The sequence below is a fragment of the Bradyrhizobium sp. Tv2a-2 genome (genome assembly GCF_000472425.1).
Classification (GTDB): Bacteria; Pseudomonadota; Alphaproteobacteria; order Rhizobiales; family Xanthobacteraceae; genus Bradyrhizobium.
Map to the genome: position 1 here is coordinate 181,302 of NZ_AXAI01000008.1, position 19,373 is coordinate 200,674.

Sequence of the window (19,373 nt, forward strand, 5' to 3'; positions counted from 1 at the left end):
GGCGCTGACGTGATGATCCCCGAGATGAACCAGTGGCGTCGCTACGACAACGTGCTGCTGCTGGCGATCCTTGTGGTCGAGATTATCGACCTGTTCCACCGATGGTAAGCAACGTCGTCAGCCTCGAAGCGGCCCGCAACAAGCGGGCGGCCAACGCGCTGGAGCGGCACTTCGGTGTGCCGGCCGAGGCCAACGGCGTCGGCGGCGACATGTGGTCCGAGCGCCACGGGCACGACCTCTACGCCTTTGCCAAGACGGGCGCGCCGCCCGAGCAGCCATTCTCGGATTGAGCGCCATGACCCATCACCACCCGAAGCATCCAGAGCACCGCCGAGAAGAGGACAAGGTCCTTTCCGACAGCGCCGCGGCCTGGATATTCTGGGTGTGGGTGCTGCTGGCAATTGCCGTGATCTGCGCCGCCGTCGCCTTGCGAAGCGTGCAGCACGCGCACCGGCCGCAGGTCGATGTCGCGGTTCATGAGACTGCTCCTGCACCCAAGACCCACGAGATCGAGCTGCCATCCGCGCCAGAGCCAGCGACCGTTGATCTGTCGGATCTGAAGCCCGCGATTGATATGCCCGTCACGTTGCCTGCGCCGCGCGTGGATGAGCGCGCTGCGATCAAGCCGCACGTTGATGCCCATGCTTCGATCGCGCATCACGCGGCTCCGCAAAGCCACCGGCGGCACGCGCGCCATCGGCATTCCCGACATCATCATCCCGCGTCCCGCGTCTGCCTCTCCCCAGGCTACTTCGGCCGCGAGCGCGACTTCGTGGCCTGCTTCACGTTCGATGCGGCCGACGTCGGCGGCATGGTTCGCTAACGAGTTCTGTTTCACCAATCGGCCTTGGGGAGAGCAGCGCGCCGATCGAGGTTGAGCCACGCTCCCTCGTGCCCTCGTCGACAGGGTTGGGGAACCTGGTCTTCGTAAACAGCGCAACCTTTTCGCGGTGGTGATTTCCATCGCGCTCCTTTCAGCCCGCAAGCCGCTGTCATTGCTCGGCTTTGGGTTGATTTCCTCCCCACCATCTCCATCCACCACCAAGAGGCATCTCCCCAATGCTTCCGACCGATACAGTTATCATCGTCAACGACTCCTACGCCCGCCCCGAGCGGGCGCGCGCCTATCAGATCGACCGCTTCAAGGCGAAGCTCACCGGCGCCGAAGAACGCAAGGCCAAGGCCCAGGCCAAGCGCGATCGCAAGAACGAGAAGCGTGTTCGGGACGCCTATCGCTCCGAGATCGGCCAGCGCCTCGCCCGCGAACAGCTCGACGGCTCATACGTCCTGAGCACGAGCATCAGCTCCGTGGCGGTCGAGGCTTTCTTCCCGGAGACGCCGTTCAACAAGCTGCTGGCCGGCGTCGATTATGGCGCGGGCGAGGTGCTGGCATGAGCAGCGACAATGCGCTCGCCTGGCTCGGCATCGCCATGATTGCCGCCGGCTCCGCCATGCTGAGCTGGGCCCTCCACGATGTCCTCGTGAGGGCCTGCTCATGACCACGTTCTATCTGAAGAGCGACTGCGTCGAGGCCCGCCGGTTCGAGACCAACAACGAGCCCGACGACAAGAACATGAACGACATCTGCATCTGGGCCAACCAGGGCAGGTACGATCCCGAGTGGCACTGCTGGCACAACGGCACCGACATCTGTGTGATGAAGAAAGGCGGCTCCGAACGCGCCGTCGTCGGCGACTGGATCGTGCGCGACGGTGACGGCAAGATCTGGGTGGTGAAGGACGGGATCTTTCGCAAGCGCTACGGCGTGCTTCCCTTGGTGAAAGGGGAGGGCGCATGAACATCACCCTCATCGTCACCCTCTGCCACACGCTGGCAGTGGCTTCCCCCACCTCGACCTGCCGCCAAGAGGTTATCGCCCAGAGCGATACCATCGGGCTCCTGGGCTGCGGCGTCGCTGCCCAGCCCATCGTTGCCGAGTGGAAGGCGCAGACGATCTATCGCGATCCCGAGTGGAAGGTCGCCTCGATCAAATGCGCGATCGGCAACGTCGCACCCAAGGGGGCGATATGAAGACGCCGGTCTTCTTCACCGACTGGGATCGTGAGCAGCACGAGAAGCTCGTCGCGATCGAGGCTCTCGCCGCCGGTCCCAATGACGTCGCCCGCGTCCATGAGGAAGTCTGGGATATCAACAAACTCCGCGAGACCGACGGCAAGCGTCGGCTCTCGCCGGTCAAGTCCTATCGGATTGGCGTCGCCAAGATCCCCCATATGACCTATCGCCAGACGCATTGGTCGCTCCCGGCGCACGACCTTCCCCACAATCGCAAGCGCAAGCCCGTCCGCAAGGGGAGGGCGCGCCCATGAGCATCAAGACCATCCCGGCCCAGCACTGGATCATGTGCGACCGCTGCGATCTCGAGACGCCGATCGGTAGCCCGATGATCGTCCCGAGCGATTGGATGACGATCGACGCTTACTGCGAGCGGCGCGGCATGTCGCGCAAATACGCGCTCTGTTCTGCCTGCATGCAGATCTTCGATGCCTTCTTCGAGAGGCTGCGCAAGTCATGATCACCGCAGCCCAGTCCGCCAACCTCCACGTCGGCCAGACGGTGATCACCCATCACCTGAGCCGCCCCGGCACCATCACCAAGATCTTCACGCCGGCCGATGGCCAGCGTGTCATCGAGCTCGATGTCCCCGCGAGCGAGGGCCGCACCTTCAAGGTCTGGGTCGGGCCTACGCAGATCGACGAGGTACTGTGATGAACCTCGGTCCCGTCAACAGGCATTGGATCTCTGTCGCGCTGGCGCTCGCCGCCGGCGCCATCGCCTGCTCCGGCCATGAAGGCTGGGGCTGGTGCCTGCTCATGATCGTTGTGATCGAGGAGGCCTGGTGAGCATCCATCGCCCCACGAAGCCACAGCGGGAGCGGGCTGAGTTCATTCCCGCCTGCCGCGAGCACCACACCGTCGGCCGCCGCGTGCAGGTCTTAGGGAAGGGCTCCAACAACGTCATCGGCACGGTGTTCTCCTTCGTCGAGGCCTCGGAGGACAAGCCGGTCCCGCGGCGCATCAAGCGCTCCCGTTACGAGGAGGCTGAGCTTTCGCCGCTCACCAAGAGCTTCTACTGCGTAGTCGACGACCAGGGCCGCAGTCACTACGCGGAAGAGGTGTTCTTCCTGTGATCGATTACCGGGTCGGCGATCGCGTCCGTTACGACGGTGACCGCATCGGCACGGTGACCCGCGTCGACCACTGGACTCACACCGTCCGCATCGACGACCAGTTCTGGCTCTTCTACGGCCAGGTCGAGAAGCTGACATACCCATTCGATCTCGGCCAGCGCGTCCGCTTCCAGACTGTTCAGGCGGCCGCCACCGGCAAGATCACCCACCTGTTCACCACGAACGGGAGCCGGCAGTACGCGATCGTCGAGGACGATCACGTCTCGCTGCCGCATCTCTGTCCCCTCAGCGATGTCGAGGCATTGCCTGCATGAGTTCTTGGTCCGAGCCCAGCGACTGGCGCTTTGCCAGATCGTACGAACCGCGTTCCTATGGCGAGAGCGATCACACACGGCGCCCGGCGCCAGAGATGATCGAGGATGCGCGGCGGCGCAACGCCGCGCCACGCCCGCTCACCTCTTGGCTGATGGGAGATCCTCCTCCCGGCCAGAGCGCACTCGACAAGCGCAACCACTCCCCAGCTCTATCCCCACGAGGCATCACGTTATGCGAAACCTTGCCGTCGCCCTGACCGCGCTCACGCTCTTGCTGCCGGGCTCCGCCCTCGCGCAAGGCAAGAAGATTGCGGCCGCTCCTGCTGCCGACACCTCGACCCCGACCACCCCCACCAAGGCCTGTCCTTTCCCGTGGGACCCGATGAAGCTCTGCGGGCTACTGACCGGCGACCCCAAGACCGACTTCGACCGCGTGCTCGCCCGCATCAAGGCCGTTTCCAAGGACGACCTCACTTACGCCCTTGCCAAGGCCAACAACGTCGGCTCCAACGGCAGCAAGATCCGCGCCCAGTGCATCCAGGCCATCATCGACGCCAAGACGGCGTTCGACGGCGACGACATCAAGGATGCCACCGGCGCCGTGATGAAGCGGCCAGATCCTGCCCTGGTCACGGCGATCGAGGACACGGCCGAGCTGGTCGATGGTCTTTCGCCGCAGGGCGCACTCATGACCAACTGCGCGGGCGCGGCGCAACTGATGCAGACCAACACGCTGCAGGCCGTCAACGGCATCGTCACCGGCGCCACCGCGCTCGTTGCCAAGACAGCGATCACGGGCGTGCCGTAGTGTTCAACCTCGGGGCGCATCTAGAGCGCATTGCGGTCCAATTTCTCAAGCGTCGTGGGCGATTCATCCTGCCGCGGGTATTCGTCGGCATTGCGGTCGGCTATGCCACGGTGCTGCGCGAGAAGGTCGGTGACGGCGCCGTCTATTACATCTACATGCCGCCCGGTCACGAGCTGATGGCGCTCAATCACACGACGGTCATCGATAAGGACCCGTCGTAATGCGTTGGATCAACGGCACCATCGCCAATCAAGAGCGCAGCCCGCGCGGCTTCGGCGGCGAGGGCGTTGTCCGCTCCTACGTCGAGAGCCGATCCGCGCGTGATGCGCGCACCGGCGTCGAGAAGGATCTCGATGCGACGCTCGGCGGTGAGCTTGACGACTTCATGCTTGCGGCGCTATCGAAGAGGTTATGGTAAGACCTCCCGACGGATACGAGTGGATGCACGAGAGCGATCCTCCCGCGGCCAAGCGCGACGTTTGGTTCGTCGATCCCTTGCTTGTCACCGGCGTAGAACTCGATCTGATGATCAAAGCCTTCGGCCTCGCGCCGCGCACCATCGGCAACGATGGCCAGCCGACAGCGGCTCCGCTGTCGGATCATGAACTACGTCAGCGTTTTATAGACTTTGCGCTCAAGCGCCCATCGAAGGACTAAACCGTGACCTTCAACCAACAGAGCTATCCATACCCGCGACCCTATTGAGGGTCGTCGTGTGTCTGGACGTAGCGCAGTTGGTAGCGTACCGCACTTGGAATGCGGGGGTCGTCGGTTCGAGCCCGACCGTCCAGACCAATCCGTGAGTGCCGGAGTGGTCAATCGGGGCGGGCTGTAAACCCGCCGGCTTTCGGGCCTTCGCTAGTTCAAATCTAGCCTCACGGACCAATTACCCGCTTGGTCCAGTGGTCTAAGACGTCGGACTTTGACTCCGAAGACAGTCGTTCAAATCGACTAGCGGGTGCCAAGAGATTGACCAGCCGCAGGTTGATCGGCTATCAGGCTGGGCATGACCCTTGCCAAGGCTTCCCTCGTTGTAGCAGTCCTCATCGCCGCCGCGTCCAGCGCAGCCGGCGAGGGGCAGCCTATTACGGAGGCCATGAAGCCGGTCATGGCCGCAGCCCGCATCTTTGCGCTCGAAAACCACCTCCACGGCGACATCGCTGTTGCCGATGAGGACGAGGGCCACATCGGCCGCAGTTTCGAGGTCAACCACGCCCCGGGCGAAGCCTGCACCTTCACGATGCGGCGCCGCGGCGGGCCAGTGATCGAGACGATCAGCTTCGATCGTCTGTCCGGTGAATATCACGCCTGGCCGCAGCACGGTTATGCGCGGCTCGCCATTTCAGGCCAGCCTGGCGCTCAGTGCGAGGTCAGCGGCGGCGTCAAGCGCTGCTCGCCCAACCTGGATATGCTGCTGATGGTCGAAGGCTCGCCGAGCGAGCTCGACCTGGCGCGGCGCGCGCTGGATTACATCTTCGAGAACGTGTGCCGTCCGGCACAACTGCCATTCTGAAAGCTCAAGGTCACACCATGTCGTCGTTTAGTCACTCATCACATATCGCCGGAAGGGTGACGCGGTAACACGACCGCCGCCCTTCCTGTTTGCGGAGGGTGGCGCCCATGGTGGGCAAACAGTCTCGAAAACTGCGCCCCGGTCTCCCGGTGATGGTTCGAATCCTTCACCCTCCGCCACGCCGAGGTAGCTCAGCTGGTAGAGCGGCGCGTTGAAAGCGCGCGCGTCGGAGGTTCGAACCCTTCCCTCGGCACCAACTCTTCCCAAGGTGCCGGCTTAGTTCAATTGGTTAGAACGCTCGATTGTGGCTCGGGAAATCGCGGTTCGAGCCCGCGGGCTGGTACCAACTTTCGCGGACTCGAACGGTGTGCTAAGGCGCACGCCATGACCTTCGAGGATGAGCTCACCGCACTGCTCATGAAGTATCTCGGTCCAGACGCGCGCCCGCGAGACTGGTACCGGATCGGCGGGGAACTGGAAACCGCGTTGCACTGGGTGGACTCGCGGTCGTCGGCTAGGTTTACTCCAGAGGAGTTTGACGCCGATCTTGAAGCCGACGAGGCGGAGAGGGAGTGAATTTCGACGATGTGGCCGAGTGATGAGGCAGACGGCTGCAACCCGTCTCACGTTGGTTCGATTCCATCCATCGTCTCCAATTCCGAGACCTCGGTAACTCCATCCCGCCAGATGATCACTGGCGCGGCCTGGCTCGAGGTGCGGATGCTCGCAAGGTAGACGGCGTCGCGGCTTGCGGCCTGCGGCGCCCGTGTCCATGGCTTGTCCCGTCCCGCCTTGCGTTTAGGTCTCTGCGTCGTCCGCTAGCGGCGCTCCGGCTAACGGGAAAAAGTTTCGTTGGGTTGTAGCTCAGTCGGTAGAGCAGGCGGCTGTTAACCGCCGCGTCGCTGGTTCGAATCCAGCCTTCCCAGCCAAGCCGGGGTAGCTCAGCGGTAGAGCAGCGACTTTGTAAGTCGACGGTCGTCGGTTCAAATCCCTCTCTCGGCACCAATTTCCTTCCCCATCTTCCCCAACAGACGAGTCCCCACATGCCTGATATCGGCGAGCGCAAGCTCGCGACGATCCGTCGCGTCTCGAAGATCGACCCCATCGAGGGTGCTGACCGCATCGTCAAGGCCACCATCGACGGCTGGGAGCTGGTCACCCAGAAGACCAACTACCAGGTCGGCGATCTCTGCCTCTACTTCGAGATCGACAGTTTCTTGCCGGTGCGGCCAGAGTTCGAGTTCCTGCGCGACAAGTGCTTCAAGTCGGTTGCAGGCCTTGGTGACGGCTTCCGCATCAAGACCATGAAGATGAAGGGCGTGGTGTCGCAGGGGCTTAGCCTGCCGCTGTCGGACTTCTTCGATAAGGAAGATGACGGCCGCTACTTCTACATCGCCCCGGAGACCAAATGGGAGCGTGAACGCCTCGAACGTCGTGAATGGGTCGAGCCGACCCGGGTCTTCCTTGAGGAGGGCATGGACGTCACCGACTACCTCGGCGTCAAGAAGTATGAAAAGCCGGCCGCCGGTAATGGCGGCGGGTCGAAGCTTGGCCCGACGCATGCCCGCGGCGGCTTCCCCGACTTCCTGCAAAAGACCGATCAGGAGCGCATCCAGAACTGTCTGAGCGGTGTGCTGAAATGGATCTATTACGGAGCACCCGTCGTCACCGAGGTGTTTAATCCCGTAGTCATCGAAAACCTGAACCTGGGTCGGGTCGAGAACAGCGCGGAGTCTTACTACTTCAAGTCCGGCGACCAGTGGTTCCACAAGGCTGCGGTCCGCAACGATGATGAGACCATCGCCAAGCGCCAGCAGTTCGAAGTGACGCTGAAGCTCGATGGATCGTCGATGACGGTCTATCACAACGACTACAGCTACGGCGTCTGCTCGCGAAACTTCGACCTCAAGCGGGACGAGGCGTCGCTATTCTGGCAGCAGGCCGCCGATGGGATCATCGCGGCGTTGGTTGTCGTCGGCAAGAACGTGGCGCTCCAAGGCGAGCTGATGGGCCCCGGCATTCAGGGTAACCGCGAAGGATTCGCCACTAACCAGTTCTTCGCCTTCGACGTCTATGACATCGATCAGTCGAGGTACATGACGCCGGATGAGCGGTTCGGCTTCCTGCGCAATCTGCAGGGCATTGGCTGCGGCATCCAGCACGCGCCGGCACTCGCTCATGACTACGTGCTCACCGAGACGACAACGGTGAATGATCTGCTCAAGATCGCGGATCGGGCCAGCTTCAACAACCCGATCGCTGAAGGTGTCGTGTTCAAGTCCCTCGTCGCCGGCGGACCGACCTTCAAGGTGATCAACAACAAGTTCCTGTTGGCTGAGAAGGACTGAATACACTTTCATTGCAGGGTGGAGCAGCGGTAGCTCGGCGCGCTCATAACGCGTAGGTCGCCGGTTCGATCCCGGCCTCTGCAACCAACTTCCAAGAGGTCACATGGCCGGCAACTACACCGCCCTCCAGACGATCTGGGCGACGCTGCCGGCGACCATGCTGACCGGCGACAAGCTCGCCTTCGTCAATCAGCAGATGACGGCCGGCCCCGCGGTCGACGTGCCCCGCAGCGAGGTCAGGAAGGTGCTGCAGGCCTCTGGCGCGCTGGACATCCTGCAGGCCTACGCGGCCAACCCTCCGGCTGGCGCAACCGATGCCGTCAAGGCCTCGGTCAACTACATTCTCGCCGTCGTCGGCTACGAGGCGACCTACAGCGACACGCTCGAGACCTCGAACTCGACCTATTCGAGCGCCATCCAGAGCATGGTGCCGAACCTCATCACCGCGGGCATCTCGCAGGACACGATCTCCGCCATGATGGCCCTGATCGAGCCTCTGATCCCCTGGTGGCAGGCGAATGGCTTCGCCGCGCGCGTCAATATCTGGGATCTGATCAGCGCAGGCAATCTCTACTAGTTTTCAAAAGTAAATCCCGAGGCCCATCGGTGCGTTTGCCGTGCACGGCGCGCATCGGTCTTGCGGAGCGGTGAGTAGCGAGAGGCCTTCGGGCATCACGCAACTCCGGATCTCATGCACACCCGCGAACAAAACCGACACCCGCCGGGGTCCTAGGCCGGCGAAGACGGGACAATGGCGTGGGCATCATTCCCTAAACCTGCACCCAAGGAGGTCATTCCCCATGACCGCTGCTAAGCACTCTGTAGCCATGGCCGAAGGCGCTCTCGTGCCCGGCGACGTCGTTCGCCTCAAGGGTCAGCTGGTCAAGATGACCATTGACTATCTGTGCCAGGGCGACAACGCGCGATGCTCATGCGTATGGTTTGTCGACAACCATCTGCAACGCGAAACCTTCTCGCTCCAGTCTCTTGCGAGGGTGCGGGAATGACCATCCCCGCCGACAGCGTCGTCTTCTATCGCGACGAAAAGAACCGGATGATCCTGTTCGAGATCAACGGCCGCGTCGTCGCGCGCATGCCCATCACCGAATGGTCGTTTGCGATTGCAAACCCAGTCACGGTGAATGCGCCTGCCTACGATTTCAGCCGCGGCGAACCGGCATGAAGGTTTCGATCTTCTGCGGCTCCAGCCTGGTCGCGTTAGCTGTAGTGGCGGCATTTCTCTCGTTCGGTGCCGGCAAGTATCGCGCCCACCAACTTGCCGTCAGCGAGTGGTGCCGGTCCCAAGGCTACTACATGGCGGTCGTAGGCGAAGAGGGCGGTGACTATTGCATCGTTCACGACCGGCTGATGGTGCCGAAGGACATCGGCCCATGAAGTGGAACGACATCAAGATCGACGGCAATCCGGCCTCCTTCCTCAACTACGAGAACGCGCGCCTCTACGTCTGCGAGCGCTCAGGCCGGGTCGAGGCCTGGGTCGACGGTGACAAGGTCGGCAACTTCGAGACCATCGACGAGGCGAAGGCGCGGGCCTGCCTCAAGGTCGGCATTCCGGTGGAGATCCCAAGGTCGGTCGCCAAGCCCAAGAAGCAGCTCGCGCCGCCGCCCAAGGTCAAGTGCAAGGCGAAGGTCGAGACCGTCAGGGATACCCCCAAGGGGCGCCGCTTCGGCGACCCGATCGTGAAGCGCTTCGAGCACGAGAAGAAGCTCAAGCGCTTTCCCATAGCCAACATGAGCGAGCCGCCGGCGCTGGTCGTGGCAGTCGCGCCCGAGCCGATGCCAGCTCCTGAGCCCATCTATCGCATGGCTGGTTACTGCGCTTGCGGCGTGCGGCTCGGTCGCATGGGCAAGTGCCCTGCGCTCTGCACGCCGGTGGCCGAGGAGCCTCCGCAATATCGCGGGCCCATGGTGGTTGGCCGCTCTCATATCGGCCGCATAGGAGCGCCGGTGTCATGGTGAAGCTGTTGGGAGCGAGCGCGCCTGAGACCTCCGCCGTGCAGCGCCACTCGCCCAGCGAGATCGACGCCGCCAAGCAACTCTTGCAGCGCCACGGCTACGTCGTGGTCGAGCGCGACCGCGTCAAGGTCGTCGAGGCCGACGTGATCGTCGGCGAGTTAGATCTGAAATATGCCAGTAATCCTTGGCAGCTCATCGAATACGTTCGGCGCTGCCTCCTCGACAAGCTCTTCGACGGCATCGCCGATATGGGCGGCTGCCTGAAAGAGACGGAGAGTAATGTCACTCACCCGCACCGAGGTCGTCGCCTGGTGTCTGAAGTGACCCTGATCGTGCCGGAGCAGGCCAAGAGCTGATGACCGAGGCGCTCACTGCCGACGAGGCTCTGATCGCCGACATCATGCGCGCCGAGCTGCACGATCGCTTCCACGGCAAGAGGGTCACTCGGCAAGAGGTCGCCGAGGTGGTGGCAGGTCTCCTCGCAATGGACCCCGAAGACATCGACGTCGCCTACGTGGCCCAGACTGGCCAGTTCTTCATCGACATCAGGACGCATTCCCCATGAGCACCCCCTCCGTCACCGATGCGCGCACTGCGCTCGCATCGGCTATTGCCACGACTGTTGCCTGTCGCATCGACAACGGCTCCGCAGCCACACTGACGCCCGACCAGGTCGCAGAGCTGACCGGCGCGATCGAGGGCATGATCGATGCAGTGGTCTCGGCCAAGCTGCTGGCCATCAGCGCGGCGGCCGCGTCATGATGTATGTCGTCTACGGCCTGGCCCTTTGGAAGGGCATCGACATCCTTTTCGGCACCTACCGCCTCATCAAGGACATGTTCTTCACCGACCGCGGCCCCAGCATCTTTGACGGCCCGCCGATCGGCGGCTCCGGCATCGGCTAGATGTCCGGCCTCGACGCGATCAAGCATCCGCGCGGCGACGACCTGATCGCCTCCTACAAGGAGCGGTTCGGCGACAAGACGCTGATCGCCTTCTCCCGCGGCAAGGACTCGGTCGCAGTCGCGCTTGCGCTGCGCGACAAGATCGAGGTGATCCCATTCTACTACGACTATCCGATGAAGCTCAGCTTCGTCGAGGAGAGCCTCGCCTATTACGAGAAGCATCTGTTCGGCAGGCGCATCCTGCGCATGCCGGACGTGGCCTTCAACAAGCATCTGCGCGACGGCTTCCTGCAGCCCGTGCGCCGCGCTGAAATTCTCACCAACGCCTCGCTGCCGCGCCTCGACCACCCCGACATCCTGCGCATGGTCAAGAAGCAGGAGGGGATTGAAGGCACTAGCATCCTGACCGCCACCGGTGTCCGCGCCCTCGACAACGCGATCCGCTTCCTCTCAATCAAGAAGCACGGCCCGATCCGCTCTACCGCCGGCAACTGGGCGCCGATCTGGCACTGGTCGAAGCAGGATCTGCTGGATGCGATCGAGAGCAGCGGCATCTCGCTGCCGCCCGATTACACCTTCCTGCCGCGATCGCTCGACGGCTTCTCATACCTTTTCCTGATCCCGCTCAAGGAACGCTTCCCCGAGGACTACCAGCGCATCATCGAATGGCTCCCCTTAGCGCCAGTCGAGGAGAAGCGCTGGGAGCTCTATCAAAGGTACTTCGCACAGTGAGTGAGCAGTCGACCTTTTTCAACGCCGTTGGATGGATCGGCACGGCGACTGGCGGCGCGTTCAACGTTCTGGACCCAAAGGTCGAGGACGTCCGCCTCAACGACATTGCGCACGCATTATCGCGCCAGTGCCGCTACGGCGGCCATTGTCGTCGCTTCTATTCGGTTGCCGAGCACTCCGTTCACGTCGCCCACAACGTGGCCGGTCCCAATCGCGTCAAACTCGCAAGCCTCCTGCACGATGCGAGCGAGGCATTCCTCGTCGACATCCCGCGACCGATCAAGAATGCGATGCCAGAGTATCGCGCGATCGAGGATCACCTGATGCGCGTGATCTACACGCGGTTCGGGCTCGATGGTTTGTGGCCGCTTCCACCCGAGATCGTAGATATCGACGTACGTATTCTGCACGACGAGTGCGAGCAGAACGTCGCCAAACCGGCTGTGCCGTGGGGTTTCCCCGGTGATCCGGTCGGGGTGACCCTCCGCTACTGGAGCCCCGAGGTAGCGGCCTCGTGGTTCCTTTCCGAGTTCTACCGCTATGGTGGCAATGACTGAATGAACCAGATCGACGAGATCCTTCTCCTCCGCCGTCGCGGACTCTCCCTCCAGGAAATCGCCGACAAGGTCGGTCTCACCCGCCTAGATATCCGTCGCATCCTGCAGCGCGCCGGCGCCAGATAAGGCTCATCCCCATGATGTTCACGATCGTCGTGCTCGCGCTCGTCGCTGCGCTCCTTCTGGTCACAACCCAGATCGACGTCATGTTCCGTCGTCGCGCTAATGGCGATGGCCTCTGGATGGAGTTCTTCATGCTGATCGGCCTCATCAGCGCAGTCATCGTCTCAGGCAAGGCGCTGTTCGGATTGATCAGCGGCTTCTAGTTCTCCCCACCCCCAACGAGAGCGGTATCCCCAATGCCACATCATCTGCACATCTCCGGCTTTGCGATGTTTTTGTTCGTGATGGCCCTCGGCTTCGCGCTTTGGTTCATTGTTTCGATGCGCCGTTCACGGCTTGAGGCTGAGCTTGAGCGCGAACGCATCAAGGCCGACGCGAACCGGCCGGTCGTCAACGGCACCAGTTACGCTGATCGATCGGGCTACACGCGATCTGGTTTCACCGCGGCGCCTTCAGCGCCGCCGGCTGGTCCAGCCTATCTCGTGCCTCCTGTGGCCGCGCAATCGCCCGTCTACGTCAACAATGGCAACGGCTCCGGCGACTTCCTGACCGGCATGCTGGTCGGAGAAGCTCTTGGTGGCGGGTTCGGCCATCACGGCACGACCATTGTCGAGAACAACACCTTCATCGACTCCGGCCCCTCTTATGTCGATAGCAGCCCGAGCTTCGACAGCGGCATCTCGTTGGACAGTGGCGGCGGCTGTGACACCGGCGGCGGCATCGACATCAGCTGGTAATGGGCACGCTCTCCAAGAAGTTGCGATCGGCCAGCGGAGCGGACGGCTCTCGTTCGCTCGTGCATTGGTGTCCAGGCTGCGAGGAGGTGCATCGCATTCCGATTGCGGCCCCCTCGGGACCGCTCTGGCGGTTCAACGGCAACCACGACAGCCCGACCTTCGAGCCGTCGGTCCTGCTCTTCGTCACCGAGACGGAAGATGACGATGAGATGCCCTTGCCGGCACCTCGTCAGACGACGCTCTGCCACTACTTCATCCGCAACGGGCGGATCGAGTTCTGTGGCGACAGTCCCCACAAGCTCTCGGGTCAGACGGTAGATCTGCCGGATTGGCCTTACCAAGAGGGCGCATACGGCGGTATCGATGGCGCTTAAGAAGATTGAGCGCGCGCCCCTCAAGGGCGCCGGTGGTGGTCTGAAGAAGATCGACCGCGGCGGTATCGAGAAGATGCGCGCAGCCGCGCGCGCCCTCGACTTCGTCGAACGTCAGGACGACGTCCTCGACGACATGCCGGACGACCTGTCGCCCGAGGAAGAGAACGCTGAGCAGATGCGCCGCCTCGACGTGGCGCTCAACGGCGACAAGGCCACCACCAACGGGTCGACAATCAAGGCCGACCTGAAGCGTCAGAGCGACGCCTTCAAGAACCAAGGCTCCGGCGACTACTACTGCGTGATCTGCTTCGTCGACAACGAGGCCGTGACCTCGTTTCTCAAGCAGGCCGAGTATCCCGAAGAGGACGCGGTCTTCATCGACGGATATCTTTTGGCGAAGGGACTCGGCTTCGAGTTGCCAAAACCAAATTTCAAGCTACAGAAGATTCGCCCGCCTGTTCGCAATCTCGAACGGCTGGTGACGGCATTCCCGAGCAAAGGCAAATCCTGACGCCGCTCTCGGTAGTGTCGAGGCGTAGCGTCGGCGCCTTCCCCGACGCATTTTCCTGGAAGGAGAGCCATCATGGCTAAAAAGGCGAAGAAGGCGACCAAGAAGACGGCCAAGAAGTCCAAGCGCAAGAACAACAGCAAGCCCAAGAGCTAAGCGTCAGCCGACGCAGAGTCTCCCTGACCTGACAAGAGGTCGCTTCCTGATGAGGGAAGCGACCTCTTCTTTTTGAGTGATCCCAATGCCCCGCAAGAAAGGCGATCCCAAAGTCGGCGAGAAAGGTCTCGACCGTGATCGCAGGCTGCGCAGAGGAAAGCGCACCACCAAGACCTCAACGACCTCCCCACGCTCGATCGAGTTTCGCAAGAAGGCGGCCGAGGCCCTCGAATATCGCAAGATGGGCTACACCTTCGAGAAGATCGGCGAGGAGATGGGCTTCGACGGCTCATACGCCTACCGCCTGATCAAATGGTCCATGGACAACATGGTCGCCGAGCCCCTCGAGGACCTGCGCAAGATGATGCGCGTCCGCATCGAGGAGATGATGGTCGGCGTGCTCGACAAGGCCTTCGCCGGCGACGTCGAGGCCCAGGAGCAGGTCCGTCGCAACATGGAATTGCAGGCCAAGCTCGACGGCCTGTTCGCACCGAACAAGGTTGAGCACTCCGGAGAAGTTGGAGGCGGCAACCCCGTCTTCATCCTCTCCCCGGCAGATGCAAAACTCTAAGAAACGACGGCGGCGCTCCCCGCCGCGCGGCACGGCGAAGTTCGAAGTCCAAGAGATCGGCGCGCCCGCCAAGATCGGTGACAACGGCGGACCGCCGATCGCCACATGGGCGGACAAGGGCTGGGGCAAGGATGGCCCCAACCCGGCGCAGGTGGTCGCAACCGAACTCCTTGGCAATCAGCGCCACACCTGCCTCGTAGGCGGCGCCCGCTCGGGCAAGACCACCACCATCATCCGCGCGATATGTCTGCGCGCACAGCGCTTCCCCAAGTCGCGGCATGTCGTGCTGCGAAACCGCGCCGTCTATGCCGACGCCTCGGTCGGGCTCGACACCCTTCCCAAGGTGATGTCGATGTTCTTCCCCGGGGTGAAGTACAAGCACATCCGCGCGCCCCACAACATCGTCCGCTTCCCCAACGGGAGCGAGATCTGGATCGGCGGCCTCGATGACGCCGCCCGCGTCGACAAGATCCTCGGCGCCGAATACTGCACCGTCTTCCTCAACGAGTGCAGCCAGATCAGCTGGTACGCAGCCAAGCTCGTCCGCTCGCGCCTCGCGCAGGTGATCGAGGGCTGCACCCAGCGGATGTTCTACGACATCAACCCGGTCGGCAAGTCGCATTGGACCAACCTGCTATTCGGCGACAAGGTCGATCCGGACGACAAGAAGGCGATCGCCGATCCCAATTCCTACGCCCGGATGTTCATCAATCCGGCCGACAACATCAAAAACCTCTCCGCCGAGTACGTCGCGGAGCTTGAGAACTCCACCGGCAACTACCGCAAGCGCTTCTACGAAGGCGTCTATATCGACGAGAACCCAAACTCGTTGTGGACCGCGGCGCTGATCGAGGCCTGCCGCGCGCGGCCAGGGTCCGCCGCCGATGGCGGCGACGAGCCGGAATACATCCAGACGGTGGTCGCAATCGACCCGTCCGGCGCCGGCATCGAGGGCGACAAGACCGACGTCGAGCAGAAGCCGCTCAACGACGAGATCGGCATCATCGTCGCTTCTCTTGGCAAGGACCAGAAAGTCTACCTGCGGGCGGACCTGTCCTTGGTGGCGCCTCCGATCGGAGTAGGCGAAGACGAGAACGGCAACAAGAAGCTCGGCTGGGCCGAGGTCGCGGTTGCCGCCTATCACGCCTACGGCGCCGATCACATCCTGGCCGAGATCAACTACGGCGGCGGCATGGTCGAGGCCGTGATCCGCGCCAAGGACGGCAACGTCCCGGTGAAGACCGTTCGCGCCAACCCGGGCAACGGCAAGCACGTCCGTGCCGAGCCGATCTCGACGCTCTATCACCGTGACGGCGTGCGCCACGTCGGCCGCTTCGAGCATCTCGAGGATCAGCTTTGCGCCTTCACCTCACTCGGATACGGCGGGCCGAAATCGCCCGACCGTGCTGATGCGTGGATCTGGGCCGTGACCGACATCGCGTTGCAGGACGGCGCCAACAGCTGGATCGAGTACTACCGCCGCCTCAACGAGGCCGCCGGCACGCTTCCCGAGCAGCAGGGCGAGCCGAAGAAGCCGGAGTTCGGCTTCGAGATCTCAGCCCCGAGCAAGAGCGCAAAGGAACGCGTCCTTGTGCCCGAGGGCACCTCGTCACTCTACCTGATCGACGGCACGAACATGCTCGTGCCGTCGGATCGCATCGTCACCGTCTCCAAGGAAGACGCGGCCGCTTTCGGCCTGCGTGGCTGGGAGCGGCTCGGCGCTGCCACCTAACCATCAAAGGGATGTTTCATGAGCGCGTCTGCCAAAGATCCCTTTATGGGAACCTCCACCGAGCCGCTCACCGCGGCCCGTCACGCCGAAGCGGTCACACCCAGCGACACGATCGACCTCAGCCACGTCACCAGTGCGATCTACGTCGGCGGCGCCGGCGACCTCACTGTGCTGATGGCCAATGACATCCTCGACACCCAGACCGTGACCTTCAAGGCGGTCCCAGTCGGCACCGTTCTCCAGCTCCAGGCCCGCCGCATCCTCGCAACCGGCACCACGGCGACCAACGTCGTCGCCATGTGGAGCTGAGGGTCTTAGCCGGTGGTGGATACTCCTGACGACGACGTCGAGAAGGTCGCAACGCCGCGAGGCGATGGCGCGCGCAGCATGACCCAGCTGACGCCCGGCGCCCCGTTCGGCTACGACCTGACCGTCAATGGCGCGCGCCCTGCACAGCCCGGCGTCAATTTCTCCTATGGCGGCGCCGACTGGTTCGGTCCGCTGCCGCCAATGCAGCCGATCGCGCCGCCCGAAGTGGCTGGCCGCACGTGGGACTTCGTCCCCGGCTACAACCTCGCGACCAACCCTCGCGCCTACGAGCAGGTGTCCTTTCAGGCGCTGCGCTCTCTCGCCGACACCTACGATCCGGTCCGCCTGATCATTGAGCGGCGCAAGGATCAGATGACGCGCCTGCCGTGGACCATCCGCGTCAAGCACGACGATCTGAAGAAGAAGCGTCCGACGCTCGCCGATCTTCCGGCCGCCAAGCGCAAACGCATCAAGGATATCACCGACTTCTTCAAGCGCCCGGACCGGGAGCTCGACTTCCGCACCTGGCTGCGCGGCGTCATCGAGGACATCCTCGTGATTGACGCCCCCTCGCTCTATTGCGAGCGCAACCTCGGCGGCGACCTCATTGGCCTCGTGCAGGTCGATGGCGCGCAGGTCAAGCGCGTGATCGATGATTGGGGCCGCACGCCCAAGCCGGTCGTCTGGACCGGTGAGCCGTTCATCTGGAACGGCGAGGTGGTCAACCTCGAGAACCATCAGGCCTTCGGCTTCAAGCTCGTGCCGGGTGCAGCGATCGCGCACCAGCTGCCGATCGGCACCGAGGTGCCCGACCAGGCCATGCTGCCGCCGGCCTATCAGCACATCATGAAGGGCTTGCCCGCGGTCAACTACACGACCTGGGACCTGGTCTATCGTCCGCTCAATCGTCGTCCCGGCAGGGCCTACGGCTATTCGCCGGTCGAACAGGTCATGATGACCGTATCGATCGCATTCCGCCGCTCGGTCTCCCAGCTCGAATACTTCAAGGAGGGCAACCAGCCCGACGCCGTGTTCGGCTTGCCTGAGAACTGGACGCCGGATCAGACCATGCGGTTCCAGGAGTATTGGGACAGCCTGTTCTCCGGCAATCTCGGCGCGCGGCGCCGCATGAAGTTCATCCCGACCGGCACCTCGAACTCGTATCAGGCGCTCAAGGAGCCGCCGCTCAAGAGCGAGTTCGACGAGTGGCTGGTCCGCATCGTCTGCTTCGCATTCTCCTATCCGCCGGCCGCCTTCGTCTCGCTCTCCAATCGCTCGATCGCCGAGCAGCACGAGAAGCAGGCGGAGGAGGAGGGTATCGAGCCCTTGAAGCAGTGGTGCGCCGACACGTTCAACGAGATCCTCGCCAGCGAGTTTCCGGACGATGAGGTCGAGTTCGCCTGGTCCGAGGAAGAGGAGATCGACCCGGAGAAGCAGTCGACGATCCTGCGCGGCTATGCCGAAGACGGCATCCTCACCATCAATCAGGTCCGCGAGAAGATCGGCGAGGAGCAGGACCCTAACCCTGCCGCCAACCAGCTCATGGTCAAGACGGCGACCGGCTACGTCAACATCGACTCCGGTCAGCTCGACAACAAGGTCGCGGAAGCCAAGGCCCTGGCCGAGGCCGTTCCGCCTCCACCGGTCGCGGCTCCCGCAAAACCGGCCACCCCGAAGTCCGCATCCCCCACCAAGACCTCCAAGTCCCCAAAGGAGAAATGACGCATGAGCCACGCCCGTACCCTCAACCGATCGATCGATGCCGACCTCGTTGAGCGCATCGAGTCGAGTGGGCGCCCCAAGGTCGAAGCGAAGCCCGCCACCAAGACCGGCGAGACGGCTCGCCCGCTGGGCTCATATCGCTGCGCCCGTCGCAATGAAGCACGCAACGCCCGCAAGCTCAGCAAGGACGGCAAGCGGGTGTCGATGGTCACCTTTGCCGAAGTCCTTCGTATCAACGCGATGGCGAAAGCAAACCGCCAGCGCGAACAGCACATCCAAGGGGGATAAATGACCGCGCCTCTCACCCACCGCCTGATCCCGCCCGCCAAGGGCTCCAAGATCACCGTTCACGGCCGCACCTACGATCCGGCGGCTGGCGCGCAGGACGTCAGCGAGTTCGATGCCGTTCGACTCCAGGCCAACGGCTGGATCTATCTTGCGCCCTCGGGCCCGACCACCCAGCGCCCGACCAGCGCCGTCGGCGTCTATCCGCTGCTGCCTGGCGTCAAGTTCTGGGACACCACGCTCTCTCACATGGTGATCTGGGACGGCGCCAACTGGCGCAATGAGGCGGGCTCCGTCTCGTAAAGATGATCGACCTAGAGCTCGCGCGCCAGCTCGACGATCAGTGGCGGACGCCATCCAGCGTCCGCCGCCACGCCAGACGCTACGACTACACGGCGACTGAGATCGTCAACGCGCTGCGCGCGCTCGCAAACAGCGATCGCATCGAGCGCAAGCTGATCGACACCGGCATCACGCGGGTCGCCAATCACAGGCTCGGGCCCACCGTCGTGGTCGAGTATTTCCGAAGAAATCAATTGTAACGGGGATCGCTTC

At 63.0% G+C, this 19,373-nt stretch carries 41 protein-coding genes and 10 tRNA genes; all 51 read left to right on the forward strand.

Annotation, left to right across the window (positions count from 1 at the left end):
- Positions 1-101 precede the first annotated feature (101 nt).
- Positions 102-290, forward strand: a complete 189-nt coding sequence (locus A3AI_RS0118550) for a hypothetical protein (RefSeq protein ID WP_024517023.1) — start codon at positions 102-104, stop codon at positions 288-290.
- Between the two features lie 92 nt (positions 291-382).
- Positions 383-823 carry a hypothetical protein gene (locus A3AI_RS0118555; protein WP_156927847.1) on the forward strand — a complete coding sequence of 147 codons (441 nt, stop codon included), beginning with the start codon at positions 383-385 and terminating at the stop codon, positions 821-823.
- 236 nt (positions 824-1,059) lie between these two features.
- The gene (locus A3AI_RS0118560) at positions 1,060-1,395 is read left to right on the forward strand and encodes a hypothetical protein (RefSeq protein ID WP_024517025.1); all 336 of its coding nucleotides are present in this window, start codon (positions 1,060-1,062) and stop codon (positions 1,393-1,395) included.
- Between the two features lie 100 nt (positions 1,396-1,495).
- Positions 1,496-1,798 carry a hypothetical protein gene (locus A3AI_RS0118570; RefSeq protein WP_024517026.1) on the forward strand — a complete coding sequence of 101 codons (303 nt, stop codon included), beginning with the start codon at positions 1,496-1,498 and terminating at the stop codon, positions 1,796-1,798.
- Positions 1,795-2,031 (forward strand): hypothetical protein, encoded by a 237-nt coding sequence (locus A3AI_RS0118575; protein ID WP_024517027.1) that lies wholly within the window; start codon positions 1,795-1,797, stop codon positions 2,029-2,031. The genes A3AI_RS0118570 and A3AI_RS0118575 overlap by 4 nt, the downstream gene beginning before the upstream one ends.
- A complete protein-coding gene (locus A3AI_RS0118580) occupies positions 2,028-2,327 on the forward strand; it encodes a hypothetical protein (protein WP_024517028.1) in 300 nt (99 codons plus the stop codon). The genes A3AI_RS0118575 and A3AI_RS0118580 overlap by 4 nt, the downstream gene beginning before the upstream one ends.
- Positions 2,324-2,533 (forward strand): hypothetical protein, encoded by a 210-nt coding sequence (locus A3AI_RS0118585; protein WP_024517029.1) that lies wholly within the window; start codon positions 2,324-2,326, stop codon positions 2,531-2,533. The genes A3AI_RS0118580 and A3AI_RS0118585 overlap by 4 nt, the downstream gene beginning before the upstream one ends.
- Positions 2,530-2,727 (forward strand): hypothetical protein, encoded by a 198-nt coding sequence (locus A3AI_RS0118590; protein ID WP_024517030.1) that lies wholly within the window; start codon positions 2,530-2,532, stop codon positions 2,725-2,727. Before A3AI_RS0118585 ends, A3AI_RS0118590 begins: the two co-directional genes overlap by 4 nt.
- On the forward strand, positions 2,727-2,861 hold the full coding sequence (locus tag A3AI_RS49970; protein WP_283807250.1) for a hypothetical protein: 135 nt from the start codon (positions 2,727-2,729) through the stop codon (positions 2,859-2,861). The genes A3AI_RS0118590 and A3AI_RS49970 overlap by 1 nt, the downstream gene beginning before the upstream one ends.
- Positions 2,858-3,148, forward strand: coding sequence for a hypothetical protein (locus A3AI_RS0118600; RefSeq protein ID WP_024517031.1), 291 nt, complete (start codon positions 2,858-2,860; stop codon positions 3,146-3,148). Before A3AI_RS49970 ends, A3AI_RS0118600 begins: the two co-directional genes overlap by 4 nt.
- Complete coding sequence (locus A3AI_RS0118605; protein ID WP_024517032.1) at positions 3,145-3,462, forward strand: hypothetical protein; 318 nt, start codon at positions 3,145-3,147, stop codon at positions 3,460-3,462. Before A3AI_RS0118600 ends, A3AI_RS0118605 begins: the two co-directional genes overlap by 4 nt.
- Before the next feature lie 232 nt (positions 3,463-3,694).
- On the forward strand, positions 3,695-4,270 hold the full coding sequence (locus A3AI_RS0118610; RefSeq protein ID WP_024517033.1) for a hypothetical protein: 576 nt from the start codon (positions 3,695-3,697) through the stop codon (positions 4,268-4,270).
- Positions 4,270-4,491 (forward strand): hypothetical protein, encoded by a 222-nt coding sequence (locus A3AI_RS0118615; RefSeq protein WP_024517034.1) that lies wholly within the window; start codon positions 4,270-4,272, stop codon positions 4,489-4,491. The genes A3AI_RS0118610 and A3AI_RS0118615 overlap by 1 nt, the downstream gene beginning before the upstream one ends.
- Entirely contained in the window at positions 4,491-4,688 is a 198-nt protein-coding gene (locus A3AI_RS0118620) for a hypothetical protein (protein ID WP_024517035.1), read from the forward strand. Before A3AI_RS0118615 ends, A3AI_RS0118620 begins: the two co-directional genes overlap by 1 nt.
- 23 nt (positions 4,689-4,711) lie before the next feature.
- A complete protein-coding gene (locus A3AI_RS0118625) occupies positions 4,712-4,927 on the forward strand; it encodes a hypothetical protein (RefSeq protein WP_024517036.1) in 216 nt (71 codons plus the stop codon).
- A 62-nt stretch (positions 4,928-4,989) separates the two neighbouring features.
- Positions 4,990-5,065, forward strand: a tRNA-Pro gene (locus tag A3AI_RS0118630).
- 2 nt (positions 5,066-5,067) lie between these two features.
- Positions 5,068-5,155: transfer RNA gene (locus tag A3AI_RS0118635), tRNA-Tyr, on the forward strand.
- Positions 5,156-5,158: 3 nt separating this feature from the next.
- A tRNA-Gln gene (locus tag A3AI_RS0118640) sits at positions 5,159-5,234 on the forward strand.
- Between the two features lie 42 nt (positions 5,235-5,276).
- Positions 5,277-5,783: a hypothetical protein gene (locus A3AI_RS0118645; protein WP_024517037.1), complete on the forward strand. Its 507-nt coding sequence runs from the start codon at positions 5,277-5,279 to the stop codon at positions 5,781-5,783.
- Positions 5,784-5,876: 93 nt separating this feature from the next.
- Positions 5,877-5,962, forward strand: a tRNA-Ser gene (locus A3AI_RS47710).
- A 1-nt stretch (position 5,963) separates the two neighbouring features.
- Positions 5,964-6,039 (forward strand) — tRNA-Phe (locus tag A3AI_RS0118650).
- A 14-nt stretch (positions 6,040-6,053) separates the two neighbouring features.
- Positions 6,054-6,129 (forward strand) — tRNA-His (locus A3AI_RS0118655).
- 38 nt (positions 6,130-6,167) lie between these two features.
- On the forward strand, positions 6,168-6,359 hold the full coding sequence (locus A3AI_RS0118660) for a hypothetical protein (protein ID WP_024517038.1): 192 nt from the start codon (positions 6,168-6,170) through the stop codon (positions 6,357-6,359).
- Between the two features lie 5 nt (positions 6,360-6,364).
- Positions 6,365-6,438 (forward strand) — tRNA-Cys (locus A3AI_RS0118665).
- Between the two features lie 198 nt (positions 6,439-6,636).
- Positions 6,637-6,712 (forward strand) — tRNA-Asn (locus A3AI_RS0118670).
- Between the two features lies 1 nt (position 6,713).
- A tRNA-Thr gene (locus tag A3AI_RS0118675) sits at positions 6,714-6,788 on the forward strand.
- Positions 6,789-6,826: 38 nt separating this feature from the next.
- The gene (locus A3AI_RS45365) at positions 6,827-8,131 is read left to right on the forward strand and encodes an RNA ligase family protein (protein ID WP_024517039.1); all 1,305 of its coding nucleotides are present in this window, start codon (positions 6,827-6,829) and stop codon (positions 8,129-8,131) included.
- Between the two features lie 12 nt (positions 8,132-8,143).
- Positions 8,144-8,218 (forward strand) — tRNA-Met (locus tag A3AI_RS0118685).
- A 16-nt stretch (positions 8,219-8,234) separates the two neighbouring features.
- Complete coding sequence (locus A3AI_RS0118690; RefSeq protein WP_024517040.1) at positions 8,235-8,708, forward strand: hypothetical protein; 474 nt, start codon at positions 8,235-8,237, stop codon at positions 8,706-8,708.
- Positions 8,709-8,931: 223 nt separating this feature from the next.
- Positions 8,932-9,138, forward strand: coding sequence for a DUF2158 domain-containing protein (locus A3AI_RS0118695; RefSeq protein WP_051382439.1), 207 nt, complete (start codon positions 8,932-8,934; stop codon positions 9,136-9,138).
- Positions 9,135-9,314, forward strand: a complete 180-nt coding sequence (locus A3AI_RS0118700) for a hypothetical protein (RefSeq protein WP_024517042.1) — start codon at positions 9,135-9,137, stop codon at positions 9,312-9,314. Before A3AI_RS0118695 ends, A3AI_RS0118700 begins: the two co-directional genes overlap by 4 nt.
- Positions 9,311-9,526 carry a hypothetical protein gene (locus tag A3AI_RS0118705; RefSeq protein ID WP_024517043.1) on the forward strand — a complete coding sequence of 72 codons (216 nt, stop codon included), beginning with the start codon at positions 9,311-9,313 and terminating at the stop codon, positions 9,524-9,526. The genes A3AI_RS0118700 and A3AI_RS0118705 overlap by 4 nt, the downstream gene beginning before the upstream one ends.
- The gene (locus tag A3AI_RS0118710; protein WP_024517044.1) at positions 9,523-10,110 is read left to right on the forward strand and encodes a hypothetical protein; all 588 of its coding nucleotides are present in this window, start codon (positions 9,523-9,525) and stop codon (positions 10,108-10,110) included. The genes A3AI_RS0118705 and A3AI_RS0118710 overlap by 4 nt, the downstream gene beginning before the upstream one ends.
- Entirely contained in the window at positions 10,104-10,463 is a 360-nt protein-coding gene (locus tag A3AI_RS0118715; protein ID WP_024517045.1) for a hypothetical protein, read from the forward strand. Before A3AI_RS0118710 ends, A3AI_RS0118715 begins: the two co-directional genes overlap by 7 nt.
- Positions 10,463-10,672, forward strand: coding sequence for a hypothetical protein (locus A3AI_RS0118720; protein WP_024517046.1), 210 nt, complete (start codon positions 10,463-10,465; stop codon positions 10,670-10,672). The genes A3AI_RS0118715 and A3AI_RS0118720 overlap by 1 nt, the downstream gene beginning before the upstream one ends.
- Entirely contained in the window at positions 10,669-10,869 is a 201-nt protein-coding gene (locus A3AI_RS0118725) for a hypothetical protein (RefSeq protein WP_024517047.1), read from the forward strand. The genes A3AI_RS0118720 and A3AI_RS0118725 overlap by 4 nt, the downstream gene beginning before the upstream one ends.
- Positions 10,866-11,012, forward strand: coding sequence for a hypothetical protein (locus tag A3AI_RS47715; RefSeq protein WP_156927848.1), 147 nt, complete (start codon positions 10,866-10,868; stop codon positions 11,010-11,012). The genes A3AI_RS0118725 and A3AI_RS47715 overlap by 4 nt, the downstream gene beginning before the upstream one ends.
- Positions 11,013-11,744 (forward strand): adenine nucleotide alpha hydrolase family protein, encoded by a 732-nt coding sequence (locus A3AI_RS0118735; RefSeq protein WP_024517048.1) that lies wholly within the window; start codon positions 11,013-11,015, stop codon positions 11,742-11,744.
- Positions 11,741-12,301 (forward strand): hypothetical protein, encoded by a 561-nt coding sequence (locus A3AI_RS0118740; protein ID WP_024517049.1) that lies wholly within the window; start codon positions 11,741-11,743, stop codon positions 12,299-12,301. Before A3AI_RS0118735 ends, A3AI_RS0118740 begins: the two co-directional genes overlap by 4 nt.
- Positions 12,302-12,427: a hypothetical protein gene (locus A3AI_RS49975; protein WP_283807251.1), complete on the forward strand. Its 126-nt coding sequence runs from the start codon at positions 12,302-12,304 to the stop codon at positions 12,425-12,427.
- Between the two features lie 11 nt (positions 12,428-12,438).
- Positions 12,439-12,627, forward strand: a complete 189-nt coding sequence (locus A3AI_RS0118750) for a hypothetical protein (RefSeq protein WP_024517050.1) — start codon at positions 12,439-12,441, stop codon at positions 12,625-12,627.
- A gap of 33 nt (positions 12,628-12,660) precedes the next feature.
- Entirely contained in the window at positions 12,661-13,161 is a 501-nt protein-coding gene (locus A3AI_RS0118755; protein ID WP_024517051.1) for a hypothetical protein, read from the forward strand.
- Positions 13,161-13,535: a ubiquitination-like system serine protease family protein gene (locus A3AI_RS0118760; RefSeq protein ID WP_024517052.1), complete on the forward strand. Its 375-nt coding sequence runs from the start codon at positions 13,161-13,163 to the stop codon at positions 13,533-13,535. Before A3AI_RS0118755 ends, A3AI_RS0118760 begins: the two co-directional genes overlap by 1 nt.
- Positions 13,525-14,046 (forward strand): hypothetical protein, encoded by a 522-nt coding sequence (locus A3AI_RS0118765; protein WP_024517053.1) that lies wholly within the window; start codon positions 13,525-13,527, stop codon positions 14,044-14,046. The genes A3AI_RS0118760 and A3AI_RS0118765 overlap by 11 nt, the downstream gene beginning before the upstream one ends.
- A gap of 238 nt (positions 14,047-14,284) precedes the next feature.
- Positions 14,285-14,770, forward strand: coding sequence for a hypothetical protein (locus A3AI_RS0118775; protein ID WP_024517054.1), 486 nt, complete (start codon positions 14,285-14,287; stop codon positions 14,768-14,770).
- The gene (locus A3AI_RS43035) at positions 14,757-16,502 is read left to right on the forward strand and encodes a phage terminase large subunit (protein WP_024517055.1); all 1,746 of its coding nucleotides are present in this window, start codon (positions 14,757-14,759) and stop codon (positions 16,500-16,502) included. Before A3AI_RS0118775 ends, A3AI_RS43035 begins: the two co-directional genes overlap by 14 nt.
- Before the next feature lie 18 nt (positions 16,503-16,520).
- Positions 16,521-16,811, forward strand: coding sequence for a spike base protein, RCAP_Rcc01079 family (locus A3AI_RS0118785; protein ID WP_051382440.1), 291 nt, complete (start codon positions 16,521-16,523; stop codon positions 16,809-16,811).
- A 12-nt stretch (positions 16,812-16,823) separates the two neighbouring features.
- Positions 16,824-18,533: a phage portal protein gene (locus A3AI_RS0118790; RefSeq protein WP_024517057.1), complete on the forward strand. Its 1,710-nt coding sequence runs from the start codon at positions 16,824-16,826 to the stop codon at positions 18,531-18,533.
- A gap of 3 nt (positions 18,534-18,536) precedes the next feature.
- Complete coding sequence (locus A3AI_RS0118795; protein ID WP_024517058.1) at positions 18,537-18,821, forward strand: hypothetical protein; 285 nt, start codon at positions 18,537-18,539, stop codon at positions 18,819-18,821.
- Entirely contained in the window at positions 18,822-19,121 is a 300-nt protein-coding gene (locus tag A3AI_RS0118800; protein ID WP_024517059.1) for a hypothetical protein, read from the forward strand. It begins immediately after the preceding gene.
- A 2-nt stretch (positions 19,122-19,123) separates the two neighbouring features.
- Complete coding sequence (locus A3AI_RS0118805) at positions 19,124-19,360, forward strand: hypothetical protein (RefSeq protein ID WP_024517060.1); 237 nt, start codon at positions 19,124-19,126, stop codon at positions 19,358-19,360.
- Positions 19,361-19,373: the final 13 nt, after the last annotated feature.